The organism is Dorea sp. D27 (assembly GCF_001185345.1).
Lineage (GTDB): Bacteria > Bacillota > Clostridia > Lachnospirales > Lachnospiraceae > Extibacter.
Map to the genome: position 1 here is coordinate 1,175,809 of NZ_KQ236743.1, position 24,517 is coordinate 1,200,325.

24 protein-coding genes are annotated in these 24,517 nt (G+C 48.8%); 9 read left to right on the top strand and 15 right to left on the bottom strand.

All coding sequences use genetic code 11. From position 1 onward, the window contains the following. Positions 1–155: 155 nt before the first annotated feature. A complete protein-coding gene (locus HMPREF0980_RS05535; RefSeq protein WP_049728090.1) occupies positions 156–863 on the top strand; it encodes a flavodoxin family protein in 708 nt (235 codons plus the stop codon). A gap of 395 nt (positions 864–1,258) precedes the next feature. Here the strand turns inward: HMPREF0980_RS05535 and HMPREF0980_RS05540 are convergent, their stop codons facing one another. From HMPREF0980_RS05540 to HMPREF0980_RS05570, 6 genes are all read right to left on the bottom strand, one after another. Further along, positions 1,259–1,798, bottom strand: a complete 540-nt coding sequence (locus tag HMPREF0980_RS05540) for a stage II sporulation protein M (RefSeq protein WP_242847343.1) — start codon at positions 1,796–1,798, stop codon at positions 1,259–1,261. Positions 1,799–1,899: 101 nt separating this feature from the next. Next, positions 1,900–2,439 (bottom strand): NUDIX domain-containing protein, encoded by a 540-nt coding sequence (locus HMPREF0980_RS05545; protein ID WP_049728092.1) that lies wholly within the window; start codon positions 2,437–2,439, stop codon positions 1,900–1,902. Positions 2,440–2,471: 32 nt separating this feature from the next. Next, positions 2,472–3,668 carry a pyridoxal phosphate-dependent aminotransferase gene (locus HMPREF0980_RS05550; RefSeq protein ID WP_049728093.1) on the bottom strand — a complete coding sequence of 399 codons (1,197 nt, stop codon included), beginning with the start codon at positions 3,666–3,668 and terminating at the stop codon, positions 2,472–2,474. A 208-nt stretch (positions 3,669–3,876) separates the two neighbouring features. After that, positions 3,877–5,268 carry a glucose-6-phosphate dehydrogenase gene (zwf, locus tag HMPREF0980_RS05560; protein ID WP_049728095.1) on the bottom strand — a complete coding sequence of 464 codons (1,392 nt, stop codon included), beginning with the start codon at positions 5,266–5,268 and terminating at the stop codon, positions 3,877–3,879. Continuing rightward, entirely contained in the window at positions 5,261–6,676 is a 1,416-nt protein-coding gene (gene gndA, locus HMPREF0980_RS05565) for an NADP-dependent phosphogluconate dehydrogenase (protein ID WP_049728096.1), read from the bottom strand. The genes zwf and gndA overlap by 8 nt, the downstream gene beginning before the upstream one ends. Further along, positions 6,676–7,746, bottom strand: a complete 1,071-nt coding sequence (locus HMPREF0980_RS05570) for a lactonase family protein (protein WP_242847344.1) — start codon at positions 7,744–7,746, stop codon at positions 6,676–6,678. The genes gndA and HMPREF0980_RS05570 overlap by 1 nt, the downstream gene beginning before the upstream one ends. A gap of 195 nt (positions 7,747–7,941) precedes the next feature. Here HMPREF0980_RS05570 and HMPREF0980_RS05575 point away from each other — a divergent pair, with 195 nt between their 5' ends. Genes HMPREF0980_RS05575 through HMPREF0980_RS19580 form a run of 6 tightly spaced genes read left to right on the top strand, consistent with a single transcriptional unit; the run spans position 7,942 to position 12,548 of the window. Further along, positions 7,942–8,655, top strand: coding sequence for a lantibiotic protection ABC transporter ATP-binding protein (locus tag HMPREF0980_RS05575; RefSeq protein WP_049728098.1), 714 nt, complete (start codon positions 7,942–7,944; stop codon positions 8,653–8,655). Then, the gene (locus HMPREF0980_RS05580; protein WP_049728099.1) at positions 8,643–9,410 is read left to right on the top strand and encodes a lantibiotic immunity ABC transporter MutE/EpiE family permease subunit; all 768 of its coding nucleotides are present in this window, start codon (positions 8,643–8,645) and stop codon (positions 9,408–9,410) included. Before HMPREF0980_RS05575 ends, HMPREF0980_RS05580 begins: the two co-directional genes overlap by 13 nt. Further along, a complete protein-coding gene (locus HMPREF0980_RS05585) occupies positions 9,407–10,189 on the top strand; it encodes a lantibiotic immunity ABC transporter MutG family permease subunit (protein ID WP_242847345.1) in 783 nt (260 codons plus the stop codon). Before HMPREF0980_RS05580 ends, HMPREF0980_RS05585 begins: the two co-directional genes overlap by 4 nt. A 45-nt stretch (positions 10,190–10,234) precedes the next feature. Then, the gene (locus HMPREF0980_RS05590; protein WP_049728101.1) at positions 10,235–10,951 is read left to right on the top strand and encodes a response regulator transcription factor; all 717 of its coding nucleotides are present in this window, start codon (positions 10,235–10,237) and stop codon (positions 10,949–10,951) included. Continuing rightward, the gene (locus tag HMPREF0980_RS05595) at positions 10,948–12,375 is read left to right on the top strand and encodes a sensor histidine kinase (RefSeq protein WP_049728102.1); all 1,428 of its coding nucleotides are present in this window, start codon (positions 10,948–10,950) and stop codon (positions 12,373–12,375) included. The genes HMPREF0980_RS05590 and HMPREF0980_RS05595 overlap by 4 nt, the downstream gene beginning before the upstream one ends. A gap of 41 nt (positions 12,376–12,416) precedes the next feature. After that, a complete protein-coding gene (locus HMPREF0980_RS19580) occupies positions 12,417–12,548 on the top strand; it encodes a hypothetical protein (protein WP_255351347.1) in 132 nt (43 codons plus the stop codon). A gap of 126 nt (positions 12,549–12,674) precedes the next feature. On the opposite strand, the gene rny is transcribed toward HMPREF0980_RS19580, so the two are convergent. The 4 genes from rny to HMPREF0980_RS05620 all read right to left on the bottom strand — a co-directional run bounded on the left by rny (position 12,675) and on the right by HMPREF0980_RS05620 (position 16,848). Then, positions 12,675–14,228, bottom strand: coding sequence for a ribonuclease Y (gene rny, locus HMPREF0980_RS05600; protein WP_049728103.1), 1,554 nt, complete (start codon positions 14,226–14,228; stop codon positions 12,675–12,677). Between the two features lie 72 nt (positions 14,229–14,300). Beyond that, a complete protein-coding gene (locus HMPREF0980_RS05605) occupies positions 14,301–14,915 on the bottom strand; it encodes a regulatory protein RecX (RefSeq protein WP_049728104.1) in 615 nt (204 codons plus the stop codon). A 2-nt stretch (positions 14,916–14,917) separates the two neighbouring features. Further along, positions 14,918–15,994: a recombinase RecA gene (recA, locus tag HMPREF0980_RS05610; protein WP_049728105.1), complete on the bottom strand. Its 1,077-nt coding sequence runs from the start codon at positions 15,992–15,994 to the stop codon at positions 14,918–14,920. A gap of 386 nt (positions 15,995–16,380) precedes the next feature. Further along, positions 16,381–16,848, bottom strand: coding sequence for a YbaK/EbsC family protein (locus HMPREF0980_RS05620; RefSeq protein ID WP_049728107.1), 468 nt, complete (start codon positions 16,846–16,848; stop codon positions 16,381–16,383). 166 nt (positions 16,849–17,014) lie between these two features. Between HMPREF0980_RS05620 and HMPREF0980_RS05625 the strand changes: the two genes are divergently transcribed. Next, positions 17,015–17,881: a LysR family transcriptional regulator gene (locus tag HMPREF0980_RS05625; protein ID WP_049728108.1), complete on the top strand. Its 867-nt coding sequence runs from the start codon at positions 17,015–17,017 to the stop codon at positions 17,879–17,881. 289 nt (positions 17,882–18,170) lie between these two features. Here the strand turns inward: HMPREF0980_RS05625 and HMPREF0980_RS05630 are convergent, their stop codons facing one another. From HMPREF0980_RS05630 to HMPREF0980_RS05650, 5 genes are all read right to left on the bottom strand, one after another. Further along, entirely contained in the window at positions 18,171–19,388 is a 1,218-nt protein-coding gene (locus tag HMPREF0980_RS05630; protein ID WP_084002657.1) for a D-alanyl-D-alanine carboxypeptidase family protein, read from the bottom strand. Between the two features lie 87 nt (positions 19,389–19,475). Further along, positions 19,476–20,054, bottom strand: coding sequence for an SMC-Scp complex subunit ScpB (gene scpB / locus HMPREF0980_RS05635; RefSeq protein WP_198146169.1), 579 nt, complete (start codon positions 20,052–20,054; stop codon positions 19,476–19,478). Positions 20,055–20,074: 20 nt separating this feature from the next. Next, positions 20,075–20,818 carry a segregation and condensation protein A gene (locus tag HMPREF0980_RS05640; RefSeq protein WP_049728110.1) on the bottom strand — a complete coding sequence of 248 codons (744 nt, stop codon included), beginning with the start codon at positions 20,816–20,818 and terminating at the stop codon, positions 20,075–20,077. 30 nt (positions 20,819–20,848) lie between these two features. Beyond that, positions 20,849–21,751, bottom strand: a complete 903-nt coding sequence (locus HMPREF0980_RS05645) for a metallophosphoesterase (RefSeq protein WP_049728111.1) — start codon at positions 21,749–21,751, stop codon at positions 20,849–20,851. Further along, positions 21,752–22,558, bottom strand: coding sequence for an HAD-IIA family hydrolase (locus tag HMPREF0980_RS05650; protein ID WP_049728112.1), 807 nt, complete (start codon positions 22,556–22,558; stop codon positions 21,752–21,754). It abuts the gene before it with no gap. A 110-nt stretch (positions 22,559–22,668) separates the two neighbouring features. On the opposite strand from HMPREF0980_RS05650, the gene HMPREF0980_RS05655 reads away from it, so the two are divergent. Then, positions 22,669–24,456, top strand: coding sequence for an aminopeptidase P family protein (locus HMPREF0980_RS05655; RefSeq protein WP_049728113.1), 1,788 nt, complete (start codon positions 22,669–22,671; stop codon positions 24,454–24,456). The last annotated feature ends 61 nt before the right edge of the window (positions 24,457–24,517 follow it).

Consider the following 24,517-nt stretch of genomic DNA (forward strand, 5'->3'; position numbering starts at 1 on the left):
TGTAGACAAAGTCTATTTATCAGTTTAACAGTGCATATATGAGAATAAATATGCATTGCTTTCCTTTTGTTCTGAAATAATGTATAATAAGCTAAATTAGAATTGCAACAAAGGTTATTTATATTTTATACTGATTGAAAGGGTGGCAAAACTGAATGAAAATAACGTTAATTCATGGGCAAAACCACAAAGGCAGTACATATCATATAGCGAGAATGACTGCGGAAAAAATCAGTGACAATATTGACGAATTTTTTCTGCCGAGAGATTTGAGCGATGGGTGTTCGGGCTGTGCGGCCTGCCTATATAAGGGTAGAGAGCATTGCCCACATTCGGAGAAGGTAGGCATTATTTTTGATTCCATGCTTTCCTCAGATGTTATAGTAATCGGTTCACCGAACTATGTCATGGGGATGACATCGCACTTAAAAGGATTCTTTGAGCATATATTTACTGCATGGATTGGCCACAGACCTGAAGAAGGTCTGCTATCAAAAATAGCTGTCGTTGTTAGCACAGGGGCAATACTTGGAACGAAAGGTGTAACAAAATCAATGGCCAAGCAGATGTTTTACTTAGGTATACCGAAGGTGTATAAGCTTCCCTTTGAGGTAATGGCAGCATCATGGGAAGGTGTTGATGATAAGAAAAAAGAACAAATTGCAATTAAAATAGATAAAACAGCATGCAAAATCAAAGCAAAAAAAGGAAATACATCACCGGGGATAAAGTATAAATTTATTTTTTTAATGTTGAGATCGTTTCATAAAAAAAATGATTTGGCTCTGTTTGCTGTAGATAAGAAATACTGGACGGATAAAAAATGGCTTGGTAATGAGAGACCTTGGAAACATACAAAATAAGCACAACTCACAGAGCGACAAAACCCAGTTTATATGGGAGGAAAATTTCAGTTTAAATATAAGTTGTCAGGACATCAGATATCCTTAATTATCTGGTGTCCTGTATTTTTATACACTACATGAATAAATCCATAACAGGAATGTAGTTTGTCTACAGTCTGAGAGCCGGAATCAGGCAGGGGATGTTATATCACATAACATCCCCTGCCTGATTCCGGCTCTTCTTCATGACAATCACTTTCAACTAAGGTTATCAACCTGCTTTGCCCCTTATCACTGTGCTGACACAGCGAAAGCTTTCCATCAGCCAGTAGCGGCACACAGCCACCCCCGCCCGTGCCAGTAAAGTAGATAGCCGCTGGGGAGCCTCCCCAGCGGCGTCTGCTTCACTAAACTCACAAAGTCTTCAGAAACATCTTCATCAGCACAGGATTGACATAGCACTCCAGGACAATGCCAAGTGCGATCAGAAGCAGGAAGCAGACCGTCTTGGTAAGATTCCACTTAGATTCCGGATAGGAAAACAGATGCCAGAGCAGCACGACATATCCCGCGATATAAAATGCAAATTGCGGCGTCATCGCAAGCAGGCACAGCACGATACCCTTGACTCCCATCTTCATGATAGCGGACGTCATTATCATACCGCAGGAAAAGCCTGTCCAAAGCAGAAATGCCACGACAATCCCTTTCCTGAATCTAGTGCATCCCAGCGCAAAGAGCAGGATGACCGGCATCATCCGAATCCGAATGATATACCAGGCATATTCTGCCATACCTATATCTGTCTGGGCATACTGGTTTAAAAAGAAATCATTGAAGATTCCCATGCTTGTTATGTAATCCTTTGACACAATATTAGCATAAAAGATTCCAATCAAAAAACCCAGCATACAAAATAAAACAAAATACTTTTTGTTTTCCCGTATCCTCACAAATACTCCTCCTCTTGTCAAGATACTTCATTATATGCCGGGTCTTCCGATATATTCTTATTTTATGTCTGCTTAGCTTCAGACGGCAGCTGCCGTTCCCTTCACAGGAGGTATCTGGACTCATATGCCAGCAGTGCCGCGACTGTTTTGGAATCTTCTATCCTTCCGTCAAAAATCATATCTTTCAGTACGCAGAGTTCATATGGCCTGACATCCACATACTCGTTTTCATCAAGGTTCTGTCTCGATGCAGTCAAGTCTCTTGCCACGAAAATCTCAATCCGCTCGTCACAGTAGGCAACCGTAGGACGTATCGTGATGAGCCAGTCGAGCTTTCCCGCCCGGTAACCGGTCTCTTCCTCCAGCTCTCTTCTGCTGCACTCGATTCCCGGCTCGCCTGCCCCATCCAGCTTCCCCGCCGGTATCTCCAGCGTATCCCTCTCTAGGGCATTGCGGTACTGCCGCACCATAAGTATTCTGCCATCGTCCAGAACCGGCACGACGGCAGCCGCCCCTGCGTGATGGATATAGTCCCACCTGGCGCTGTTGCCATTGGCAAATTCCATCGTATCCCGATACACCTCCAGGATAGCGCCTTCATACATGAGTTCCCGCTTTGTCCTTCTGACTTCTCCGCTCATAATACCGCCTGCCTCTTCCCTTTCTCCGATGTCTATAGAGAAGTTACGAATTCCTCAATCCGGTTCAGTCCCTTCTCTATGCCTTCCATAGATATAGCATAGGACAGGCGCACGAAATTGTCAAATCCAAAATCCTGGCATGGAACGACGGCCACACGGTAATCTTCAATCAGGATTTCAGCGGCACGGGACGCCGTTCCGATACGGACACCTTTATAAGACTTCTCCAGAACATTTGTAAAGTCGACAAACGTATAGAATGCCCCCTCAGGCTCCAGACAGTCCAGCAGAGGCATATTCTGGATGCGCTCATACATATATTTTCTTCTGGCGTCAAACTCTTCGCGCATGGCATCCACAGCGTCCTGAGGGCCTTCCAGCGCTTCCAGCGCTGCTTTCTGGGCGATAGAGTTGGGGTTGGATGTCTGATGGCTCTGGATGCTTCCCATAAGCTTCGCAATCTCCACGCTGGAACCGGTATAGCCAATCCTCCATCCTGTCATAGAATAGCTCTTGGACAGGCCGCTGCATGTGATTGTCCTCTTGTAAATCTCCTCGCCGAGAGAGGCGATGCTCACATGCTTCTTTTCCCCGTAGATAAGGTTCTCATACATCTCATCTGCGACGACATAAATGTCATTCCTCACCACCACGTCAGCGATGGCACGCAGCTCTTCCTCCGAATATACCATACCGGTCGGGTTGTTCGGCGTATTCAATATGAGCGCCTTCGTCTTGTTCGTAATCGCGCCTTCAATCTGCTTCGCCGTTACTTTATACCCGGACTCCTTCGTGCCATAGATGACAACAGGGATGCTGTCACACAGCTTGACAATCTCCGGATATGTCAGCCAGTACGGCGCCGGAATGATTACCTCGTCCCCCGGATTCGTGATTGCCTGGAAGATGTTCGTAAGCGAGTGTTTTCCGCCATTGCTCACGACAATCTGATTCGCTGCATAATCAAGCCCGTTAAAGTCGCGGAATTTCCTGCTCACCGCCTTTTTCAACTCTTCCGTCCCGGACGCGGGGGTATATTTCGTGAATCCAGACCGGATGGCATGTATCGCAGCCTCGTTAATATTATCCGGTGTATTAAAATCCGGTTCCCCTGCTCCAAATCCTACTACATCAATGCCTTCCGCCTTCATCGCTTTCGCTTTCGCGGTGATTGCAAGTGTTGATGACGGCTTTACTCTAGCCGCCTTTTCTGATAATGTTAACGCCATTGTTCCATCCATCCTATCTTTTTCTTATTTTATAACACGTTCTAGTAGATTATTATAGTATAAGACACATCGTTTTGCAAGATTAATTTCCATAATATTCTTTTTATTATTTACAACGGCATTATTCCGAGTCTCAAATACTGTTTTTGCAATTTTACTTCTCCAATCCTGCATTATCCACAAGTCCTGCCTAAGCTCCCCCGTCCGGTCAATCGAACCATGCATGGCCATAACGCTCCAGCATCCTATCCGCCTCGTCCGGTCCTGCATTGCCGGGTTCATACGCATATACGGGAAGTCTCTGTCCTACGTAACGTTCCCGCAAAGCATCTACATACTTCCAGCTCGTCTCCACCTGATCCCATTGGGAAAACCAGGACCTCTCCCCGCGGATACATGCGCCCAGCAGCCTCTCATATGCCTCCGGCGTATTCATCTGGTTGATATATGAACAGCTCTGGCAGAAGTCCATCTTCGCCTGGATAATCTCATCCAGCTCACCGGGCCTCTTTATATTGAACTGCAGATATACACCTTCCGTCGGCTGTATCTTAATATTCAGGATGTTCTGCGGCACGCCCGGCACAGAGCTTTTAAATACGATTGCCACCTGCATCTCCCGCTTCGTAAGCTTCTTCCCCGTCCGGATATAAAACGGCATCCCTCTCCACCTGTCGTTCTCCAAGAAGAGACGCAGCGCTGCATATGTCTCCGTGGCAGAATGGGCATCTACCGCCTGCTCGTTCCGGTACCCTTTGTACTGTCCGAGCACAGTATTTCCGGCAGCATCCTCCGGCATGGCGAGTGCTTCCAGTACCTTCATCTGTTCCCGGTGCATCTCTTCCACGCCCGGTCCCTGCGGACGCTCCATCGCAACAATTGTGAGTATCTGGAACAGGTGGTTCTGCATCATATCTTTCAATGCACCGCTGTGATCGTAATAACCGCCCCGCGTCTCGACCCCAACCTCCTCAAGTGCAGATATCTGAACGCACTCGATATGCTCCGCATCCCATATATTACTGAAGATAGGGTTGGCAAAACGAATCGTCTGGATATTCCTGACCATCTCCTTGCCGAGATAATGGTCAATTCTGTATATGTGGTCAGGCTGGAAAAATGCCTCCATCATGATATTCAGCTCTTCTGCCGCCTCCAGATTCTCCCCGAAAGGCTTCTCGATGACGACCTTGCCGCTGCCGGCTCCATGGACAGCCTTAAGCCCTTTTACTATCGTGCTGAAAAAGCGGGGTGCCACTGCAAAATAGAAAATATGGCCGCCGGCACCGGATGCTCTGTAAAATTCGTCCAGCCCTCTAAACTCTTCTTCATCCGTAAAATCCATGCGGTAATAGACGATACGCTCCGCCAGCTTGTTATAAATCTCTTCTCTGTACGAAAGACGGGCAAATTTCTCAACCCATTCCCCCGCAAGTTTCCGATATGCCTCGCTCGTGTAGTCTCTTCTTCCTATAATGACAATCTGACCGTTGAGCTGCTCATTACCTGCAGCCGCCATGTTATAAAGCGCCGGAATCAGCTTGCGGAACGTCAGATCCCCGGTACCGCCAAAAATTGTAAATGTCTGCTCCTTATGCATTGTCCTGCCCCCAGTCATGGTGGAAGATTCCTTCCCGGTCTGTTCTTTCAAATGTGTGGGCCCCGAAACAGTCCCTCTGGGCCTGGATAAGATTCGCTCCCACCGGCATCCCTCTGAATGCATCGATGTAAGCTTCCGCCTGGCTCATAGCCGGCAGTGGAATTCCGTTCTGGATGCCAAGGCACAGAATATTCTGAAGGCTCTCCTTCCCCCGGTTGACGCCTTCCAGAAAATATGAATCCAGCATCAGATTCGTAAGGTCCGAATCATTGTCAAATGCATTTGTTATCTCATCGAGGAACTGAGCCTGTATGATGCACCCTGCACGGAATATGGCGGCTATCCTGCCATAGTTGAGATTCCATCCATATTCCGCAGAGGCATGTCTGAGCAAGTCAAATCCCTGGGCATACGCGACAATCTTCGCCGTGTACAGGCCTCTTCTGACCATCTCGGCAAACTCCCTTTTATCCACGGCAGGCCTACGGAGAGAACCGCTGATCAGCGATTGCGCCGCCTTTCTCTCTTCCATCCTGTTGGACATGATCCTCGCATTGCAGGCCGCAGTTATCATCGATACGTTCACCCCCTGCTTCAGCGACTCCAGGCTGGTCCACCGTCCGGTGCCCTTCTGTCCGGCACTGTCTAGTATATAGTCCACCAGTTCTCCCTGGGCATAGTCATCTGATTCCCGGAATATCCTGGCCGTAATCTCAATGAGGTAGCTCTTCAGCTCCCCTTCGTTCCACTCTTCAAATATAGCAGCGAGCTCCTCATTCGTATAGCCTCCGGCATATTTCAGCAGCAGATACGCTTCCGCTATGAGCTGCATATCCGCATACTCTATCCCGTTATGCACCATCTTTACATAATGCCCGGCACCGTCAGGGCCCATGTAGGCACAGCACGGTTCCCCTTTGGCCCTGGCTGCGACTGCTTCCAATACCGGGGCGACGTGGCTGTAGGCAGACTCATCTCCCCCCGGCATGATGGACGGTCCGAAACGGGCGCCGTGCTCTCCCCCTGATACGCCGGTGCCAAAGTAATAGATGCCCTTCGCCTTCAGTTCTCTCTCACGCCTTCTCGTATCCTCAAAAAATGAGTTCCCTCCGTCCAGTATCATATCCCCATCATCCAGCAGCGGAACGAGCTGTTCAATCACCATATCGACCGGCTTTCCCGCTTTCACCATAATCAGAAACCGTCTCGGACGATCCTGAGACGCCACGAGCGACTCCATATCATAAAAAGGTATGAGGTTCTCATGGGGGTACTCTCGTACCACCGTGTCTGTCACCTCACGGCTCCTGTTATATCCTCCCACTCTAAATCCATGATCCGCCATATTAAGGGCAATGCTTCTTCCCATAACTGCCAGGCCGATGACTCCAATCTCTGTCTTCTGCATCATATTACCTCCTTCTTCCATTCGCTGCCTTGCCGTATCGCCAGAGAAACTCCCTCGGGCATGCCGATACGGCTTCGGATTCCTATAATCCTGCCGTTCATCCTGTCTCTTTCCAAACTGACTACCTCTCCCGAAAAACGGTTTGCCACAAGCAGATACTTCTCATTCTCCGTCAGGACAAAATCTCTCGGATGTTCTCCGCCACATGGTACGTGTTCCAGCACCTTGGCGCTGTTCCCGGTGACATCCACAACAGCCAGCAGATCCAGCCCTCTTATGGATATATACAAAAACCGTTCATCTCCCGTAAGGCGTATCGCCGCAGCAGACGCATCCTGCTTCTGTCTCCCGCTCTCCGCCTCTTCGGGAAGTATAGATATCTGCTGGCGCAGTAGAAACGTATTGTCCTGCACTTCAAAGATAAACAGCTCATTGCTCCATTCGCTCACTACATACAGCAGCGTATGTGATGTGTTGAATACCCCGTGTCTTGGTCCGCTCCCATTCGGGAACCGGACATCACCGCAGGAGCGGAAGCCATCTGTCCGGTCAAACAGCCGGATACGATGCTGCGTCAGGCAGGGAACCATCACATAGGACCCGTGGATCATAATCTGGTGGCAGCCTGCCTCCCCTCCATTTTCAATCCTGCCGGCCGCTTCAGGTCCTTCTTTTCCCATATGATATATCATTACCGTGCCATCGTGGTAGTTGGCTGTATATACGTACGCCCCCTCCTGCAGGATGAAACAAGGCGTGTCTTTTTCTTCCAGTATCTCTCCCACAAGACCTGCCCCCTTATCCGTGAGGCGTGCAAAGCATGTTCCTGCCCTGCCTTGCCGCTCTGTCGGAAAAGCAAGCATATCCCCTGCCAGGGACACCCATTTTGCATTATGTGCTTCGTAGAGGAGCTCTGGTTCTGTCATGCAACCGCTTTCGATATTGACTGAAAATTGATAGACCCCTCTGCTCTTTTCAGACGCATAGGTTCCGATATATCCCTCTCGCCAGCCGTCTGATGTCTCATCCACGTTTGTTTCGTATTGTCGCTTCTTGTTTTCTTTTTCCATCGCAGCCTCCACATCCCATCACTCATATTTTAACCATTATGCTGCCGCATACTGTAATTATAATTATTACAGTATGAAATGTCAAACGTTACTTTTTTAACGCTGATAATCCGGAACGTTATAGAAATGTTATTCTTTTGTGCTAGTATTCATCATACAGCACAATTCAACTTATAAAAGAAAGGATGTTCAGACATGAAAGATTTCATTCTGGAAACAAAAAATTTATCAAAAAGATTTGGAAGCCAGCAAGCCGTAAGCAGCATTTCCCTGGAAATCGAGCGCGGCAGCATCTATGGACTTCTCGGACCGAATGGCGCAGGAAAATCTACGACACTCAAAATGCTTGTCGGCCTCCTCCGGCCATCCGCCGGACAGATTCTCTTCAACAGGAAGCCCTGGGAGAGAGCTGTATTAGGAAGAATCGGCTCTCTGATTGAATCCCCCGCTTTGTACGGCAACCTCACGGCAAAAGAAAACCTTCTTGTGCATACAAAGCTTCTCGGCATACCAGAGGTAAAAATCGATGAAGTGCTGGATACCGTCCATCTGCAAGGTACGGGCAAAAAACGGGCCGCACAATTTTCCATGGGAATGAAACAGCGGCTCGGATTGGCCGCCGCCCTGCTTTGTGAACCAGAGCTGCTTATTCTGGACGAGCCGGCCAACGGGCTTGACCCTTTTGGTATCCAGGAACTGCGCGGGCTTATTGCCTCGTTACCGGATAAGGGGATTACCGTACTCTTATCCAGCCACATACTCTCAGAGGTCGCACAGATTGCAGACACGATTGGAATCATCGACAAAGGGCGGCTCTTGTTCCAAGGCACGCCGGCACCCGGCAAGAATCTGGAGCAATTCTTCACAGATGTCATTCTCAAAGGAGGACAGGAAAGATGCATGGACTGAAATCAGAAATGCTAAAGTACAAAAGAACATTTATGCGCAGGCTGGTTGTCTTTATTCCCTTATTTTTCACAGTATATGCAGTGATAATGCATGCCACGCTTATGAAACATCCTCTGTCTGAGAACAGCAGATGGATGTGGCAGAGCCTGCTCGCTCTCGTATACAACTGGTGGCCATTGGCATTCCTGCCCCTTGGGTTCGCGTTATTTGCCACACTGGCTGCCGCACAGGAAAAAAAATCCGGCAATTACCGCTCCCTTCGTGCTCACGATGTACCGCCTGCGGCACTCTGGGCAGATAAGATTGCCGCTATGTCCATCCACAGCCTGTTTTCTACACTTGTATTGACCATTTCAGCCGTCATGGCGGGTGTGCTGTCCGGATCCGGCTCTGTTCCTATCGGGCAGATTATTGCAGCCGGCGCGCTCTGCTGGATTACTTCTCTCGTACTTATTCCGCTCCAGCTGTGGGCTGCTACAAAGGGAGGCATCTTCCTGAGCATAGGTATCGGTTTTGCAGGAATGGCTGCGGGTATCTTAGCCGCTCCGCATCCATACTGGATTGCAGTGCCATGGAGCTGGGCAACGAGGCTGATGTGCCCTGTCATCGGAGTACACCCAAACGGTATGGTATTAGAAAGCGGGAACCCTCTGCTGGATGCTTCCGTCATACCAGCTGGAATCGCAGTCTCAATCACTGCATTTCTTGTCGTCTCGTTTCTGACTGCGGCATGGTTTAAAAGGAGGGAAGAATGATGTGGATGCTCTTTTCATCAGAATGGCTTAAGACGAAACGGACAGCCATCCGCCGGTTTACCTTTTGCATGCCTGTCGTGTTCTCATCTTGCGCTGCTGTCTACCTTTCGGTCCGCTCCGGATTTACCCCGGAATTTGCCTTTGAGGGCTTTTTTACGCTGTGGACGGTATTCATCATTCCAATAGGCGCCGGCGTCCTGTCAGGTGCTGTTGTCCACTCAGAAGAACTGGCCGGAGATTTTAATGGATTTTTAACGACAGGGGTTCCAAGAGCCAGATTATATCTCGGAAAATTTCTTTTACTACTCTTCTGCCTGTCTACGTGTACATTTATCGCAGTGCTGACTTTCTGCGTGGGAATGAATATAGAGTCGCCAGTCTATGCTTCGCCCGGCCTGTTCATAGCCGCAGCAGCCCTTTCAGTGGCCGGCTCTCTTCCACTGCTGGCACTCCATCTGTGGGTTAGTTTCTCATGGGGCATGGGCGCGTCTGTCGGCATGAGCATATGCGGCCTCTTAATGGCGGCATTGCTCGGACTCACACGTCTAGGCTCGGACGCATGGCCGCTTGTCCCGTGGACGTGGCCCGTTAAGCTCGGAATGCTGCCTGGAGCCTGCTTCCTCAAAGACGGGGGAACCATGCCGTCCTCGGCAGTCATATCCGGGATGGTAAGAACCGGGGCCGCCGCACTGGCTGCAGTTTCGGCTGGCCTCGCATTATCCTTGATACTCGGGATCATCTGGTTTAACATATGGGAAGGAAGGAAAACATATGGGTAAGCAGATGCTGCTACATATGCCATCCAGCAAGAAAGGAGTTCTGTTTTGAGCACAATATTAATCATAGACGATGAAGTGGACCTTGTAACGCTTCTTGAAGAAGAGCTGCAGGCCAAAGGCCATGAGGTGCTGGCTGCCTATGACGGGCAGACAGGGATAGCACTGTCCAAAATGCAGCCGGATCTTATCATTCTCGATATTATGATGCCGGGAAGGGACGGCTTTGACGTCTGCAGGGCAATCCGGGACGATGTGCTGTGCCCGGTCATCTTTCTGAGTGCAAAACAGGCAGAGGCCGATAAGGTCAAAGGGCTGACCATCGGCGCAGATGACTATATCACAAAGCCCTTTGGACTGCGAGAACTGATGGCCCGCATCGAGGCCAGCCTGCGCAGGGAAGCGCGGTCCCAGTATATCAACGCAGAGGGCAGACGTTCGAAGCTGTATTTCGGAAACCTGAGCATCTGCATAAAGGAACGGGAGGTCATCGTAGATGGAAAGAGCGTGCCCCTTACGAAACGGGAATATGATATCGTTGAACTTCTGGCCCTCCATGCAGGGCAGGTTTTTTCAAGAGAACAGATCTATGAAAAAGTCTGGGGGTTTGATTCCGACGGCGATTCCGCAACCGTTGTCGAACGGATCAAAAGAATCCGGTCAAAGCTTGCCACCGCCGCACCAGGCAGCGGGTATATTCAAACAGTCTGGGGGATCGGATATAAATGGAACAAAACGCAGTACCAAGGAGGTGACTTAAGATGAGAAACGAATCATTTGCTCCCCTGTTCCGGCGCACCCTCATCATGATTGCAGCTGCCAGCGCAGCAGCGTCCGCGCTTACCTGCGCCCTCGCTTATCACCTGTTCACGAAGTCGCTTGGCAAAGATATATACCCGGCCGATTACTATGAACGGCAGATTCCCGGCATCGAAGCATATGTCCAAGAAAAGAGCACAGAGCTCCTGATTCAGGAGGGCGGGGCTGATCTGGCAGATGTCATACGAGGGGAGGATATGTCCTATCAGGTCGTAGATAATGACGGCAATATCCTGTATGGTACCCATTTGCAAAAGCTGTTTGATACGAGAGACGAATTATTTGACAGCTTCCTGAATACAACCATCTTCCGAGACGGATATTATATCCATACCGTCCCTATTACAGAGGCCGGCGGGAATATAGAAGGAGCCGTGCTTCTCTCCTATCAGATCAAAATGACGTTTGCCAATGACCGGGGACGTCTGACCGCTGTAGTTATTGGCATTGCTCTATTTTCACCGTTTATGTATATTATCGGCTTTACATTTCTGTTTTCCAGGATACTGGCTGAGAAAATCAATTACCCGCTTCGGCTTCTAACCGGCGCCGCCAAGAACATACGGGAGAAGAACCTTGACTTTGAGATCGACTATCATTCAGATAATGAGCTGGGCAGGCTCTGCAGTGCATTTTCTGAGATGAAAGAAGAATTGAAAAGCTCGTTATCCGCCCAATGGCACATGGAACAGGAACAAGTCTTCATGACAGAGGCTCTGGCCCACGATTTGAAATCTCCTCTTTCTGTCATTCTGGCATATACGGATGCGCTGCTGGACAGCACTCCCGATGACAGCGAAAAATGGCACCGTTATCTTTCCGTCATAAAGGCCAACACAGAAAAAAGTGCCTCTCTCGTCCAGAGGATGCAGGATGCGGCGGATTTGGAGCGGCCGGATATCCAGCCACAGCCCACTGCCATAGATATACGGGAACTGCTGTCGCAAAAGGTACAGGATTATCGATTACAGTCCTGCTGCAAAGACATCGAGCTGGCATTGGATATACACGGCGACTTGCTCTCCCCCGTCAGGACGGATGTGGAAATGCTGTCACGTATCATCGACAACATCATATCCAACAGCATACAGTATACACCCCGAGGCGGCAGGATTACGATGGATGTATCGCTTGAAAAAGAACGGGTATGTTATAGGATCTGTGATTCCGGACCTGGATTTGGCAGCCAGGACCTGCAGAAAGCGTTTGACAAATTTTACAGAGGGGATATCGCCCGCAGGACGAAAGGCGGACATTCGGGGCTTGGACTTTATATCGTAAAGCAGCTTGCAGAACAGCTTGGAGGCTCCGCCGAGATTGAAAATTCCAGTTCAGGCGGAGCGTGCGTGATATTTTGGCACAGCGTTTAATTTCTAATGTTCTGCCAATACTAACTGTGGAGGTGATTCCCATGGAGCATGAATATGAGATTGCCCATATCTCGTCTGACTGTATAAAAGAAATCAACGAACTGCAGGAAAAGCTGAAGCAGCAGACAGAGGAAGACATCGTATTGATTGCATATGCACCGGCCGAAAAGTAGATGCTCGAGGGCAGAACTAAGGGTAAATAATAACCAGATTAAATGATCAACGAAGTTTCCTATGATACAAAAAAAGAGCTGTCCCGCTGATTGCTCAGCGTGACAGCTCCCTTCAACATTTATCTTCTACTTGGCATAGTCAGTAACACGTGACTCACGGATTACATTGACTTTAATCTGCCCAGGATATTCTAGCTCATACTCTATCTGCTTTGCTATATCTCTGGCCATCAATACCATGTCTGCATCAGATACCTGCTCTGGAACTACCATTACACGAATCTCTCTACCTGCCTGAATTGCAAAAGACTTATCAACACCTTTAAATTGATTGGTGATATCTTCTAATTGTTTTAACCTGTTTGTATATGTTTCAATTGTTTCTCTTCTCGCACCTGGTCTTGCCGCAGATATCGTATCTGCCGCCTGTACTACGCATGCAATTAAAGTTTCCGGTTCTACGTCGCCGTGATGAGCCTCTACCGCATTGATGACCGTGGCGGATTCCTTGTATTTTCTACAGAGATCCACTCCAATCTGAATATGTGAGCCTTCCACATCATGATCAATAGATTTTCCTACATCGTGCAGAAGCCCTGCCCTTTTCGCCACTCTGACGTCAAGGCCGATTTCTCCCGCCAGAAGACCGGACAGCTGCGCAACTTCGATAGAATGCTTGAGTGCATTCTGCCCATAGCTTGTTCTGAATTTCATCCGTCCCAAAAGCTTGATGAGTTCAGGATGAATTCCATGTACGCCGACTTCAAGTGCTGCCGCCTCTCCCTCTTCACGAATCATCGTCTCTACTTCTTTCTGCGCTTTCTCTACCATCTCCTCAATTCTTGCCGGATGAATACGTCCGTCAACAATCAGCTTCTCAAGCGCTATCCTTGCGACCTCTCTCCTGATTGGATCGAAGCCTGACAAGACAACGGCCTCCGGGGTGTCATCGATAATAAGCTCTACGCCCGTAAGCGTTTCAAGGGTGCGGATATTACGTCCTTCCCTTCCGATGATTCTCCCTTTCATTTCATCACTTGGAAGCTGTACAACCGAAATTGTAGTTTCCGCCACATGATCTGCAGCGCATCTCTGGATGGCGGTGACGACATATTCCTTTGCCTTCTTGTCCGCCTCTTCCTTCGCCTGCGTCTCCAGTTCTTTGATCATCTTAGCGGTATCATGTTTAACATCTTCTTCAACAGTTTTTAACAAATATTCTTTTGCTTGTTCGGAGGTAAGTCCTGAGATTCTTTCTAGTTCCTGTACTCGCTGCTTACTCAGCTCTTCCACTTTCGTTTCGCGCTGCTTAAGCTGTTCTTCTTTTGCTGCAAACCCTGACTCACGCTTTTCGATAGCCTCTGACTTCTTATCCAGTGCCTCTTCTTTGGAAAGGACTCTTTTCTCGTAACGCTGCAATTCTGCCCTGCGTTCTTTTGTCTCTTTTTCAAGCTCGTTCTTATTCTTGATAGACTCTTCCTTAATTTCCAAGAGAGACTCCTTTTTCTTGGCCTCGGCTGTCTTTACCGCGTCGTCAATAATTTCTCTGGCCTTGCTTTCCGCATTCCCAATCTTAGACTCTGCATTCTTCTTCAGATTGGAGACCGTAACAAAATGACTGACTGCCGCTGTTAATATGACAAGTACCACGGCTACAGCAATAACTATTCCTATCGGCACAGGAGCACCTCCTTATTTAATTTTCATTGTACAAATACAACACTTAAATTTTATACTGTTTTCACAAAGATGTCAAGCATTCCACTCAGAAACTTGTATTACTTGACGGATGTCATCATAGCTGAATCCTTTGCGTGTCAGATAGCCCATGATTCTGCGCTTTTCAGCGTCTTGAGCAGTAGCGGGGTCATACTTTTTCTTTTCCAGAATCTTCCGTATGGCTGCATGAGAATCTTCCTTCCCATAACATTCTTCCATGGCAGCGTCTATCTGTTCTTTCGGTATCCCTTTCTGGCAGAGTGCTCCGGATATCTCTCTTTTGCTCTTTCTCTCTTTCCTGCCCATTATAAATCTTCTTACATAAGCATCGTCATTGACATAGCCAAAAGACTTTACATAGTCTACGGCCGCATCTACCATATCCTCCGTATAGCCGCCCTGCCTGAGCTTTGTCCTGAGCTGTCCCTCTGTGCGGTCCATGTCGTTCAGCAGATGCATGGCTTTAAGCCTGGCTCTTTTTAATATCACTTCCGTCCTGATTCTCTCAAACGTCTCTTCTGTGATTTCCTCCTCTTCCGAGATAAGATAACGGGACAGTTCGCCTTTATACAATATAAAGGCGAACTGTCCGTCCACATATATCCGGTATCTCGTCTTTGTCACACGTTCAATCTTCGTGACCGTCATGTTTATTCATCCTCGTCCTTTTTCCTGGATTCTTTTTTCTTGCTATCCTGCTGGCCGGCCTCTTCCGCCGCTGCGTCCGCATCCTCTCCCAGATGATAATGCGCCCGGATGCTGGCCTCTACTTCTTCCAGCATATCCGGATGCTCCGCCAGATACATCTTGGCATTTTCACGCCCTTGTCCAATCTTATCGCCGTTGTAAGCATACCAGGCGCCGCTCTTATTGATTACATTGATACCTGCGGCCAAATCCAGGATATCCCCTTCGCGGGAAATTCCTTTTCCGAACATTATGTCAAATTCAGCTTCTTTAAACGGCGGCGCAATCTTGTTCTTCACAATCTTAACTCTCGTCCTGTTGCCGACCATCTCTCCGCCCTGCTTCAGCGTCTCTATCCTTCTGACATCCATACGGATAGACGCATAGAACTTAAGCGCACGGCCGCCGGTAGTCGTCTCCGGATTGCCGAACATGATTCCTACTTTCTCCCTTAACTGGTTGATGAAGATTACGACACAGTTTGATTTGCTGATTACAGGCGTCAGCTTCCTCAGTGCCTGGGACATGAGTCTTGCCTGAAGTCCTACATGGCTGTCTCCCATATCGCCTTCAATCTCCTGTCTCGGCACGAGCGCGGCCACGGAATCGACGACAACGATGTCCATCGCGCCGGAGCGCACCATCGTCTCAGTTATCTCAAGCGCCTGGTCTCCGCTGTCCGGCTGTGATATGTACAGTTCATCAATGTCGACGCCTATGTTGCCCGCGTATACAGGATCCAGCGCATGCTCAGCATCTATAAAACCCGCTATCCCTCCGCGCTTCTGCACCTCAGCTATCATGTGGAGCGCCACTGTCGTCTTACCGCTTGACTCCGGCCCATATATCTCTATCACACGCCCCTTCGGTACGCCGCCGAGCCCCAGGGCCAGGTCAAGGCTAAGGGAACCTGTCGGTACCGTCTCAACCTGCACCTGAGCTGCCGGATCGCCCAATTTCATGACAGTGCCTTTCCCAAAATCTTTCTCTAGTTTCGATATCGCCGCATCGAGCGCTTTCTTCTTATCATCACTTACCATAACATGCTCTCCTTCTCATTGCCGAACGAATGTTCGTTCCTCGATTAATATAGTATTATACTTGCCGGGAAATGTCAATATTAAAATCAACAAAATCTCGGCAAAAGACCGAAAGAATATTCCTGCTTTTCTTTCTCCAAGAATTTAGTCGTGGATTCTGCCAGAAGCGGCTGCGATTCCATCAGAAAAGGCCTGTAGCCCTATCAGGACAGCGGAGCAGATGTACTGCTCCGATACGTCAGAATTGATCAGATCAGCTGTTCCCTCCTTTCCGTTAAGTCGTACGAAGAAAAGGCCAGCTTGTAAAATACTCTTCCTTTCAGATATTATAAAAGAATTCCTTTCCTTTTGCAACAACGGCATGTATCTTTTTCAAGGGTCCTGTCTCAGCGTTCCCTGCACACATCGACCCATCCGCTGCTGCCTCCGTACCGCTCCAGTTCATCTATGCAAAGCTCTATCATGCTGTTTCCGCTTCCGGCCGCCGGGAACACGGTATCGAACCTTTTCAGCGACACATCCATGTATACGTCTATGCCGTCATTTATACCGAACGGGCATACTCCGCCCACGCCATGGCCAACGAGCGGTTCCACCTCTTCCGCCTTCAGCATCTGGGCTTTGCACCCGAACCGTAATTTGTACTTCTTATTGTCTATCTTCATATCGCCAGCTGTCACAATAAGGATGATATCTTCACCCGCCCGGAACGACAGCGTCTTTGCGATTCGTTTCGGTTCACATCCAAGCGCTGCGGCCGCCGTCTCAACGGTAGCACTTGATGCATCCACCTCCCTTATCCGTTCTTCCATACTATACTGCCGAAAATAATCCCTCACTCTTTCTATCGACATCTTCTCTCCTCCTTCCCCCTCTGGACGGGGCTTCTATCTTTTCCGTATACTGTAGATTATACATGTATCGGCAGAAAAATCTACCCTTAAAACTTTCTTTTCCGGCCCCATCTGTTATATAATTAGAATAGGTACATGCAGACGAAAGGGAAAGGAGAAAGGGATAATGGATTTGAAAAAATGTGAAGTGCTGCTGACGGCCATCCATCTCGGCAGTTTTACAAAGGCTGGTGAAAAGCTCGGCTATACGCAGTCCGGAATCACACAGATGATGAAGTCGCTTGAAACCGAAGTCGGCTTCCCACTGTTCTATAAAGGCCACAAGGGCGTCTCCCTTACACCGGAGGGCGAGGCCCTGCTCCCATCTATCCGGGCCCTGCTCTTTTCCAACGAGACCGTCAATCAGGAGATTTCTTTCTTGAAAGGGCTGAAAAAAGGAACGTTACGTATCGGGACTTATGTCAGCTGTTCTATACACTGGCTTCCCCATATCATCCGCCGGTTCCAGGCCGACTACCCGGGTATCATATTTCAGATTATGGAAGGAAGCGGCGGCGAAATCTCCAGATGGCTGGAAGATTTCACGGTAGACATCGGCCTTACAAGCTTTCAGAAAGACAAAAGCTATGACTTCATCCATGTAGAGCAGGACCCTCTCCTCGCGGTCCTCCCAAAAGGGCACCCATACACAGAGCTTGACAAAGTGCCGATTGAGCTGTTTGAAAACCAGCCCTTTATCATATATGACCGGGTCAATGACGCAGATATACATCCGCTGCTTGAAAAGGCGGGGATTACGCCGGACATAAAATTCACCGGAAAGAATGATTATTCTATTGCCTCCATGGTAGAACATGGGCTTGGAGTCAGTATCATGCCTCAGCTTTTTCTATCTTTATATCACGGGGATTATGTGACCCGTCCACTTCTGCCAAAGTCTTACCGCAACTTGGGAATCGCCCTGCGCTCGGCCAAAGACCTTTCGCCGGCCATGAAGCTCTTCCTCCACTACGTCAGGAAGAACCTCCTCTGATATAAAACGGCTGCATCCTGTCTGATCACCGAAATCAGCATACAGGATGCAGCCGTCTGTTCATAACATGTCTTCCGCCTAGAAGTGCCTTTTTTTGTCAGATAATACGATATATATTCCATATAGCGCCGCTACAGCTACGATAGTCCATCCTATAATGTTTCCCATAATGACACCTCCTTCACATGAACTCCATCCCTCTTTCTTCACTTATATAGTATCATTCCTGCAGGATTTTGTGAAATTACCGTTCATTATGGAGATATAAGATTTCGTAATGGATAGATGCCTATTGCATCAGAAGTTTCCTCACAAGAACCTTCGCGCACCATCCGGCATTTTTTCTGTCCGCGGGTTCTGTAGTCACGACCGGGTATTCCCTCAAGACCTCGCCGTCCAGCGTATATGTAACCGTGCCGACTTTTTCTCCTTCTTTTACCGGCGCGGCAAGTGTCTGTTTCACATTACAGTCCACCTCTACTTTTTCTCCTTCTTTGAGCAGCACTTTGAAGTCTTTGTCTGCGTCTGCAATCTTGACCGGAATCTCTGCATCGCCGCCAAATTCATCGCCTCTTTTTATTCCACGCTCCGTCCTTACGTCTTTGAGCTCTATATCCTCCCAGACCGTCTCGTATTGGTAATTGGTGATGCCATACTCCATCAGCTTTCTCGTGTCTTTCCATTTATATCCTTTGTTGTTCGGCCAGCCGCAGGCGAGCAGAGCCACGATAAATGTCCGGCCGTCCCGTTCGAGCGCCCCCACGTAACAGTATCCGGCATCTCCCGTAAACCCTGTCTTTCCCGACAGAGCCCCGTCCATCATCGTCAGGAAAGCATTGTGGTTGCTGCACGAAAAGCTCCTGTCCCCTTTTACATTTGTAAAACTGTACTCCTTCGTGCGCGTCACTTCTAGGAATTGTTCCTTCTTCGGCGATTCCTTAATGCAGTACCTCATGATAGCCGCCAGATCTCTTGCGGTCGTAGAGTGTGTCCCCCCATCGTCATAGCCGTCCAGCCCATTCGGGGTAACAAAATATGTATCGCTGCATCCAATCTCAGCTGCTTTCTTATTCATCATGCCGGCGAATTCCTCTACCGACCCCGCAATTCCTTCTGCAATCACTACCGCACTGTCATTATGGGATTCCAGCATAAGGGAATATAGAAGGTCCTTCATCCGGAACTCCTCTTTTCCCTTCACTCCAAGCCGGACTTTCGGCTGGCTCGCAGCGTAATCCGATGCTGCCGTCACCTCGTCTTCCTGCATGTTCTCAAGCGCAAGGATACAAGTCATAATCTTCGTAGTACTGGCCATCGGCCTGACTACATCTTCCTCTTTGCCAAATAAAACACGCCCGCTGTCAGCATCCATAAGAACTGCGGACCGGGCGTATAGCTGCGACAGCTCTTCCGGGACATCTTCATCCCCGGCACGAGTACCGAAGGAAGGAAAGCCAGAGAGAACTATCATCATTATCATACCTATCATCCAGTATTTCTTTTTCATATACAGCACCGCATATAATCTGTGTTACTGTAATCTATGTTCTGTACATGGATACTATGAACATTTTTCATCCTGAGTCAGTGGCCGTTATACATCCAGCTTGAGCTGTATCTCTTCCTCCGCTTCTGTTTTGAAGTTCTCCATCTGTTCAGGGTTAAGGCTTGGAAGCTCTTCTACCGACTGGATGCTGAACCTGCGCAGGAACTCTTCCGTCGTCCCGAACAGAAGGGGACGTCCCGGGGCGTCCAGCCTGCCCACCTCGCACACAAGGTTATACTCTACGAGCTTATTGACCGCATGGTCTGATTTGACCCCTCTGATCTTCTCGATCTCCAGCTTCGTGACCGGCTGCTTGTACGCCACGATCGACAGCGTTTCCAGCAGAACATCCGTCAGGACGAATTTGCGCGGCTGTTTTGCTATCTTGATCAGGTATTCGTACATTTCCCTCTTCGTACACATCTGAAAACAGCCTTCCAGTTCAATGATACGTACTCCACGGTCCTCCTCATCATACCGGACCATCATCTGACGGATAATCTTTCTCGTCGTATCTTCATCATGTTCAATGGCAGATGCTATCTTGCCGAGCTCCACCGATTCTCCCATGGTAAATAAAATGGCCTCTATCACGCCTTCTAACTTACGAATCTCCACTTCTTCCATACTACCTTTCCCACTCACATCTATAACACGGATGTTATGATTATGTCATCAAACTGCTGCTCCTGCTCGATGAAGACCGTTCCGACTTTCATCAGTTCCAGGACTGCAAGAAATGTTACGATAAGCTGCACTTTGGAACACTGTTTCTCCAGAAGCTCACGAAAGCTGAACTTCTTATGTATCCTGGCATAATCCGTCACATAGTCCAGTTTCTCGGGAAGCGTGACTTCTTCTTTTTCAATCTTCCCGAACGTGCTGCGGACCGGATCGATCTTGTCTACCTGCCTGCGCATCACATCTTTGAATATACGGTTCAGCTTCACCAGCGTCAGATCCCCGAGCAATGCATCCATATCTACCGGCTCTACATACTCCAGAACTTCTTCCGGAATAGTCGGATCTTTATAGAGCACCATCTCACCGTCAACCTGCCTGTCCTTCAGCTCATAGGACATATACTTGTACATTTTATATTCCAGCAGCTGTTCAACGAGCTCCTGTCTCGGGTCCTCTTCTTCGCCCTCTTCATTTACTTCTTTTGGAAGCAGCATCCGGCACTTGATATCGAGCAGCGTTGCCGCCATCAGAAGGAATTCGCTCATCACATTCAGGTCTTCCTTCTCCATGGCCCGGATATATTCCATATACTGGTTCGTTATCTCTACTATCGGAATATCATATATGTCGATTTTATTCTTGTCAATCAGATGCAGCAGAAGGTCCAACGGCCCCTCGAACACCTGCAGCTTAACTGGTATACCCATATATACTCCTTCTGTCCTATTCTGTCACAACTAATTTATTATACAGTCTGGAGGCCGTTTGCACAAGTTTTCTTTGCAAAATTCCAAAACCACTGCTTCGGCAGGATTAAACAGCCTGACCGGCAGCGTGTGGCTGCCAATCCCTTTGCTCACTATGATGGTCGAATCCCCTTCTATATATTTTCCACCCGAGTGCTCTGGAAAGAGAAAGAAACCGGGGGCGATGATTCCTCCCAGACCGGGAATGCGGACGATTCCTCCGTGATAGTGTCCTGACAATATGAGGTCTGCCCCCCACGCTTTGTATACATCGGCATAGCCAGGATTATGTGCAAGCAGTATATTATAGCATCCCCTGCCACGCCTCCCAATCATGTTCGTCATGTCTTCCGTCCGAAGCGCTGCCTTTTTGAACCGCCCATAGCAGCGGCTTGGCAGAGAGAGGCCATAGATGCGGATTGGTATGCCCGCCGGCTCCATGCACACAAATTCGTTTTCCAGGAAATGCACTCCCGCTTCCCTTAGTTCCTTAACATATGCCCCCATGTCCATGCCATATTTTCCGGGACTCTCTTTTACGCGCTGTTCGTGGTTGCCGTCGGCATAGTATACCGGACAGATATGTGCAAGCTGTTTTATGAAGTGAAGCGCCGGGCGAAACCCTGCCCCCCTCTTTCCGACGAGCATATCGCCTCCTATGAGAATCAGATCCGGATGCTCCTTGCGCACCGCGTCCAAAAGCCTGCTGTTGCCCGGTCCGTATGTCTTATTGTGCATATCGCTCAAGAATACCACTCTGAGGGCTCGCGAAAGGCCGCTGAACGCAGGGGATGCCACTTGATATCTTGTCATTCTGAACGTATGCGTTTCCCGCCAGATTTCCAGCAGGGTACCTAGCAATATCACGATTCCTGTAAATAGTATGACAGTCACTTATGTTGTTCTCCTTTGCCTGATGAAGTCTTCGTATAGCTGCCGGATATCCTTGTATACATAATCCGGTCTGAATTCTGTGCCGTCAAGATCTTCCTCCTGCGCTTCGCCGGTAAGCACGAGAGCGGTCTCCACCCCTGCCCGAATGCCGCAGGCGATATCCGTGTACAGCCTGTCCCCCACGACAAGCACTTCCTCAGGCACAGCGCCCACTTGTTCCATGCACATGGTCACAATCTCTTTGTTCGGTTTCCCCGCATAATAAGGCTTTCTGTCCACCGTCACATCGAGCATCTCACATATTCCCCCGCAGTCCGGGACGAAGCCGAAGGATGCAGGGCACCGGTAATCGGGGTTCGTGCCTACATAATCCACTTCAGGACGGAACAGCAGCTTGCAGGCCTCTTCTACCTTTTCATAACAAAGCGTCCTGTCAAATCCGACCACCACGCACGCGGTATCTTCCTCTGCCTGCTCTGTTACTGCAAACCCACAGCCCTTTACCTCCTCTACAAAGGACGGGGTTCCCATGATAAAGAGCTTCTTGCCGGAGTAGTGCTCCTTCAGATACCGGCAGGTGGCATATGATGCCGTGATAAACTGGTCCTCGTCTGTCTGGATGCCCCATCGCTGAAAGCCGGCCATATAATCTTTTCTGCTTTTTGTGGAATTGTTCGTAATATAGAAGGAACGGCCGCCAATAGATGAGATATGCCCAATCAGCTCTCTGCTCCCGTCAAACAGGACGTCATCTACAGCCAGTGTTCCGTCTATATCAAACAAGAAATACTTTTTATCTTTTAACATGTTTTTCTCCTTTTATATCGTGATAATTATATAATTATTCCTTTGAATTTGCAAACATATATGTTAGAATTTTATACTAGAGACATTTATAACAAAAGGGAGGTTTTAACATGAATATACGAGAAAGGCTCACTGCTCTGCGTACACTGATGGCAGAAAAAGGCTTCGACATCTACATGGTGCCGACGGACGACTGCCATCAGAGCGAATATGTTGGGGAACATTTCAAGGCAAGGGCATTTATCACAGGCTTTACAGGTTCTGCCGGGACGGCTGTCATCACGCCGACCGAAGCAGGCCTGTGGACCGATGGCCGATACTTTATACAGGCTGAAAAGCAGCTGGATGGAAGCGGCGTCAAACTGTTCAGGATGGGGAATCCTGGCGTTCCTTCTGTAGAAGAGTTTATTGCGGAAGCGCTGCCTGAAAACGGGACATTGGGGTTTGACGGTCGTGTCGTTGCTATGGGGGAAGGACAGGCCCTTGAAGCTGCTGTCGCTCCTAAGAATGGAAGGATTGATTATTCCGAGGACCTGGTTGACAGGATATGGGAAGACCGTCCGCCGCTGTCAGAGGAGCCTGCATTCGCGCTCGAGGAGGCGTATACCGGAGAATCTACCGCGTCCAAGCTCATCCGCATCCGTGAAGCCATGAAGGCTGCAGGGGCCGGCATACACGTTATCGGGGCGTTGGACGACGTGTGCTGGACGACGAACCTGCGCGGCAATGATATCGAATATTTCCCACTTCTTCTCTCCTACGCTGTCATCACCATGGAAGACATGAAGCTTTATATCGATGAGAGAAAGCTGACGGAAGATATGAAGGCAAAGCTGGCCGCAGACAACATTTCCATCCATCCTTACGACGCGGTGTATGAGGATGTGAAGTCATTCAAAGAAAGCGACGCCGTGCTGGTAGACCCTTCCAGGCTCAACTATGCTTTGTATAACAACCTTCCAAAGGGTACTAAAGTGGTGGAGCAGATTAATCCGACGATTCTTATGAAAGCTATGAAAAATGATACGGAACTTAAGAATATTGTCAATGCGCATGTTAAAGACGGTGTGGCTGTCACAAAGTTCATGTACTGGCTGAAGAAAAATATCGGCAAGATCGAGATAACCGAGCTCAGCGCGGCAGATAAACTGGAAGAGTTCCGAAAAGAACAGGAAGGCTACCTCTGGCAAAGTTTTGAGCCAATCTGTGGGTTCGGCGAACACGGAGCCATCGTCCACTATACATCCACGCCTGAGACAAACGTACCGCTGAAGGAAGGTTCTCTCTTCCTTACGGATACGGGCGGAGGATATTACGAAGGTTCCACTGATATCACCAGAACATTTGCCTTTGGCAATATCCCGGACAACATGAAAGAAGACTTTACGGCAGTCCTCAAGTGCAACCTGCACTTGGCCGCAGCAGTGTTCCTCTATGGTACTACGGGCTATAATCTGGACGTGCTCGCTAGGCAGCCGCTCTGGGAACGCGGTCAGAACTTCAATCACGGAACGGGTCATGGCGTGGGTTATCTGATGAATATCCATGAGGCCCCGACCGGCTTCCGCTGCGCTATCCGCGAGAAAGAAAAGCATCCGCTGGAGCCCGGCATGGTAATCACAAATGAGCCCGGACTGTATATCGAAGGTTCCCATGGCATCCGCACCGAGAATGAAATGGTCGTAAGAAAAGGCAACTGTACAGAATACGGGCAGTTCCTGTATTTCGAGCCGATCACATATGTGCCGATAGATCTGGACGCCATCAAGCCGGAGCTGCTGTCGCAGGCAGACAAAGACGAGCTGAATGCATACCACGCCAAAGTATACGACATCGTCTCACCACATCTGGACGAAGACGAAAAGGAATGGCTGAAAGAATACACAAGAGCAATTTAAATTTCTTAAGGTAATTGGGGACGGAGGTTTTTTAAAAAACCTCCGTCCCCAATTCGTTTTA

Bases quoted from the DNA above. Each gene is read 5' to 3' on its own strand.
- HMPREF0980_RS05605 (WP_049728104.1), bottom strand. From the start codon at position 14,915: ATGACGGTCACGAAGATTGAACGTGTGACAAAGACGAGATACCGGATA.
- HMPREF0980_RS05655 (WP_049728113.1), top strand. From the start codon at position 22,669: ATGAATATACGAGAAAGGCTCACTGCTCTGCGTACACTGATGGCAGAA.
- HMPREF0980_RS19580 (WP_255351347.1), top strand. From the start codon at position 12,417: ATGGAGCATGAATATGAGATTGCCCATATCTCGTCTGACTGTATAAAA.
- HMPREF0980_RS05575 (WP_049728098.1), top strand. From the start codon at position 7,942: ATGAAAGATTTCATTCTGGAAACAAAAAATTTATCAAAAAGATTTGGA.
- HMPREF0980_RS05550 (WP_049728093.1), bottom strand. From the start codon at position 3,668: ATGGCGTTAACATTATCAGAAAAGGCGGCTAGAGTAAAGCCGTCATCA.
- HMPREF0980_RS05585 (WP_242847345.1), top strand. From the start codon at position 9,407: ATGATGTGGATGCTCTTTTCATCAGAATGGCTTAAGACGAAACGGACA.
- HMPREF0980_RS05545 (WP_049728092.1), bottom strand. From the start codon at position 2,439: ATGAGCGGAGAAGTCAGAAGGACAAAGCGGGAACTCATGTATGAAGGC.
- HMPREF0980_RS05595 (WP_049728102.1), top strand. From the start codon at position 10,948: ATGAGAAACGAATCATTTGCTCCCCTGTTCCGGCGCACCCTCATCATG.
- HMPREF0980_RS05625 (WP_049728108.1), top strand. From the start codon at position 17,015: ATGGATTTGAAAAAATGTGAAGTGCTGCTGACGGCCATCCATCTCGGC.
- HMPREF0980_RS05535 (WP_049728090.1), top strand. From the start codon at position 156: ATGAAAATAACGTTAATTCATGGGCAAAACCACAAAGGCAGTACATAT.
- HMPREF0980_RS05620 (WP_049728107.1), bottom strand. From the start codon at position 16,848: ATGTCGATAGAAAGAGTGAGGGATTATTTTCGGCAGTATAGTATGGAA.
- HMPREF0980_RS05570 (WP_242847344.1), bottom strand. From the start codon at position 7,746: ATGGAAAAAGAAAACAAGAAGCGACAATACGAAACAAACGTGGATGAG.
- HMPREF0980_RS05640 (WP_049728110.1), bottom strand. From the start codon at position 20,818: ATGGGTATACCAGTTAAGCTGCAGGTGTTCGAGGGGCCGTTGGACCTT.
- zwf (WP_049728095.1), bottom strand. From the start codon at position 5,268: ATGCATAAGGAGCAGACATTTACAATTTTTGGCGGTACCGGGGATCTG.
- HMPREF0980_RS05580 (WP_049728099.1), top strand. From the start codon at position 8,643: ATGCATGGACTGAAATCAGAAATGCTAAAGTACAAAAGAACATTTATG.
- recA (WP_049728105.1), bottom strand. From the start codon at position 15,994: ATGGTAAGTGATGATAAGAAGAAAGCGCTCGATGCGGCGATATCGAAA.
- scpB (WP_198146169.1), bottom strand. From the start codon at position 20,054: ATGGAAGAAGTGGAGATTCGTAAGTTAGAAGGCGTGATAGAGGCCATT.
- HMPREF0980_RS05650 (WP_049728112.1), bottom strand. From the start codon at position 22,558: ATGTTAAAAGATAAAAAGTATTTCTTGTTTGATATAGACGGAACACTG.
- gndA (WP_049728096.1), bottom strand. From the start codon at position 6,676: ATGCAGAAGACAGAGATTGGAGTCATCGGCCTGGCAGTTATGGGAAGA.
- HMPREF0980_RS05630 (WP_084002657.1), bottom strand. From the start codon at position 19,388: ATGAAAAAGAAATACTGGATGATAGGTATGATAATGATGATAGTTCTC.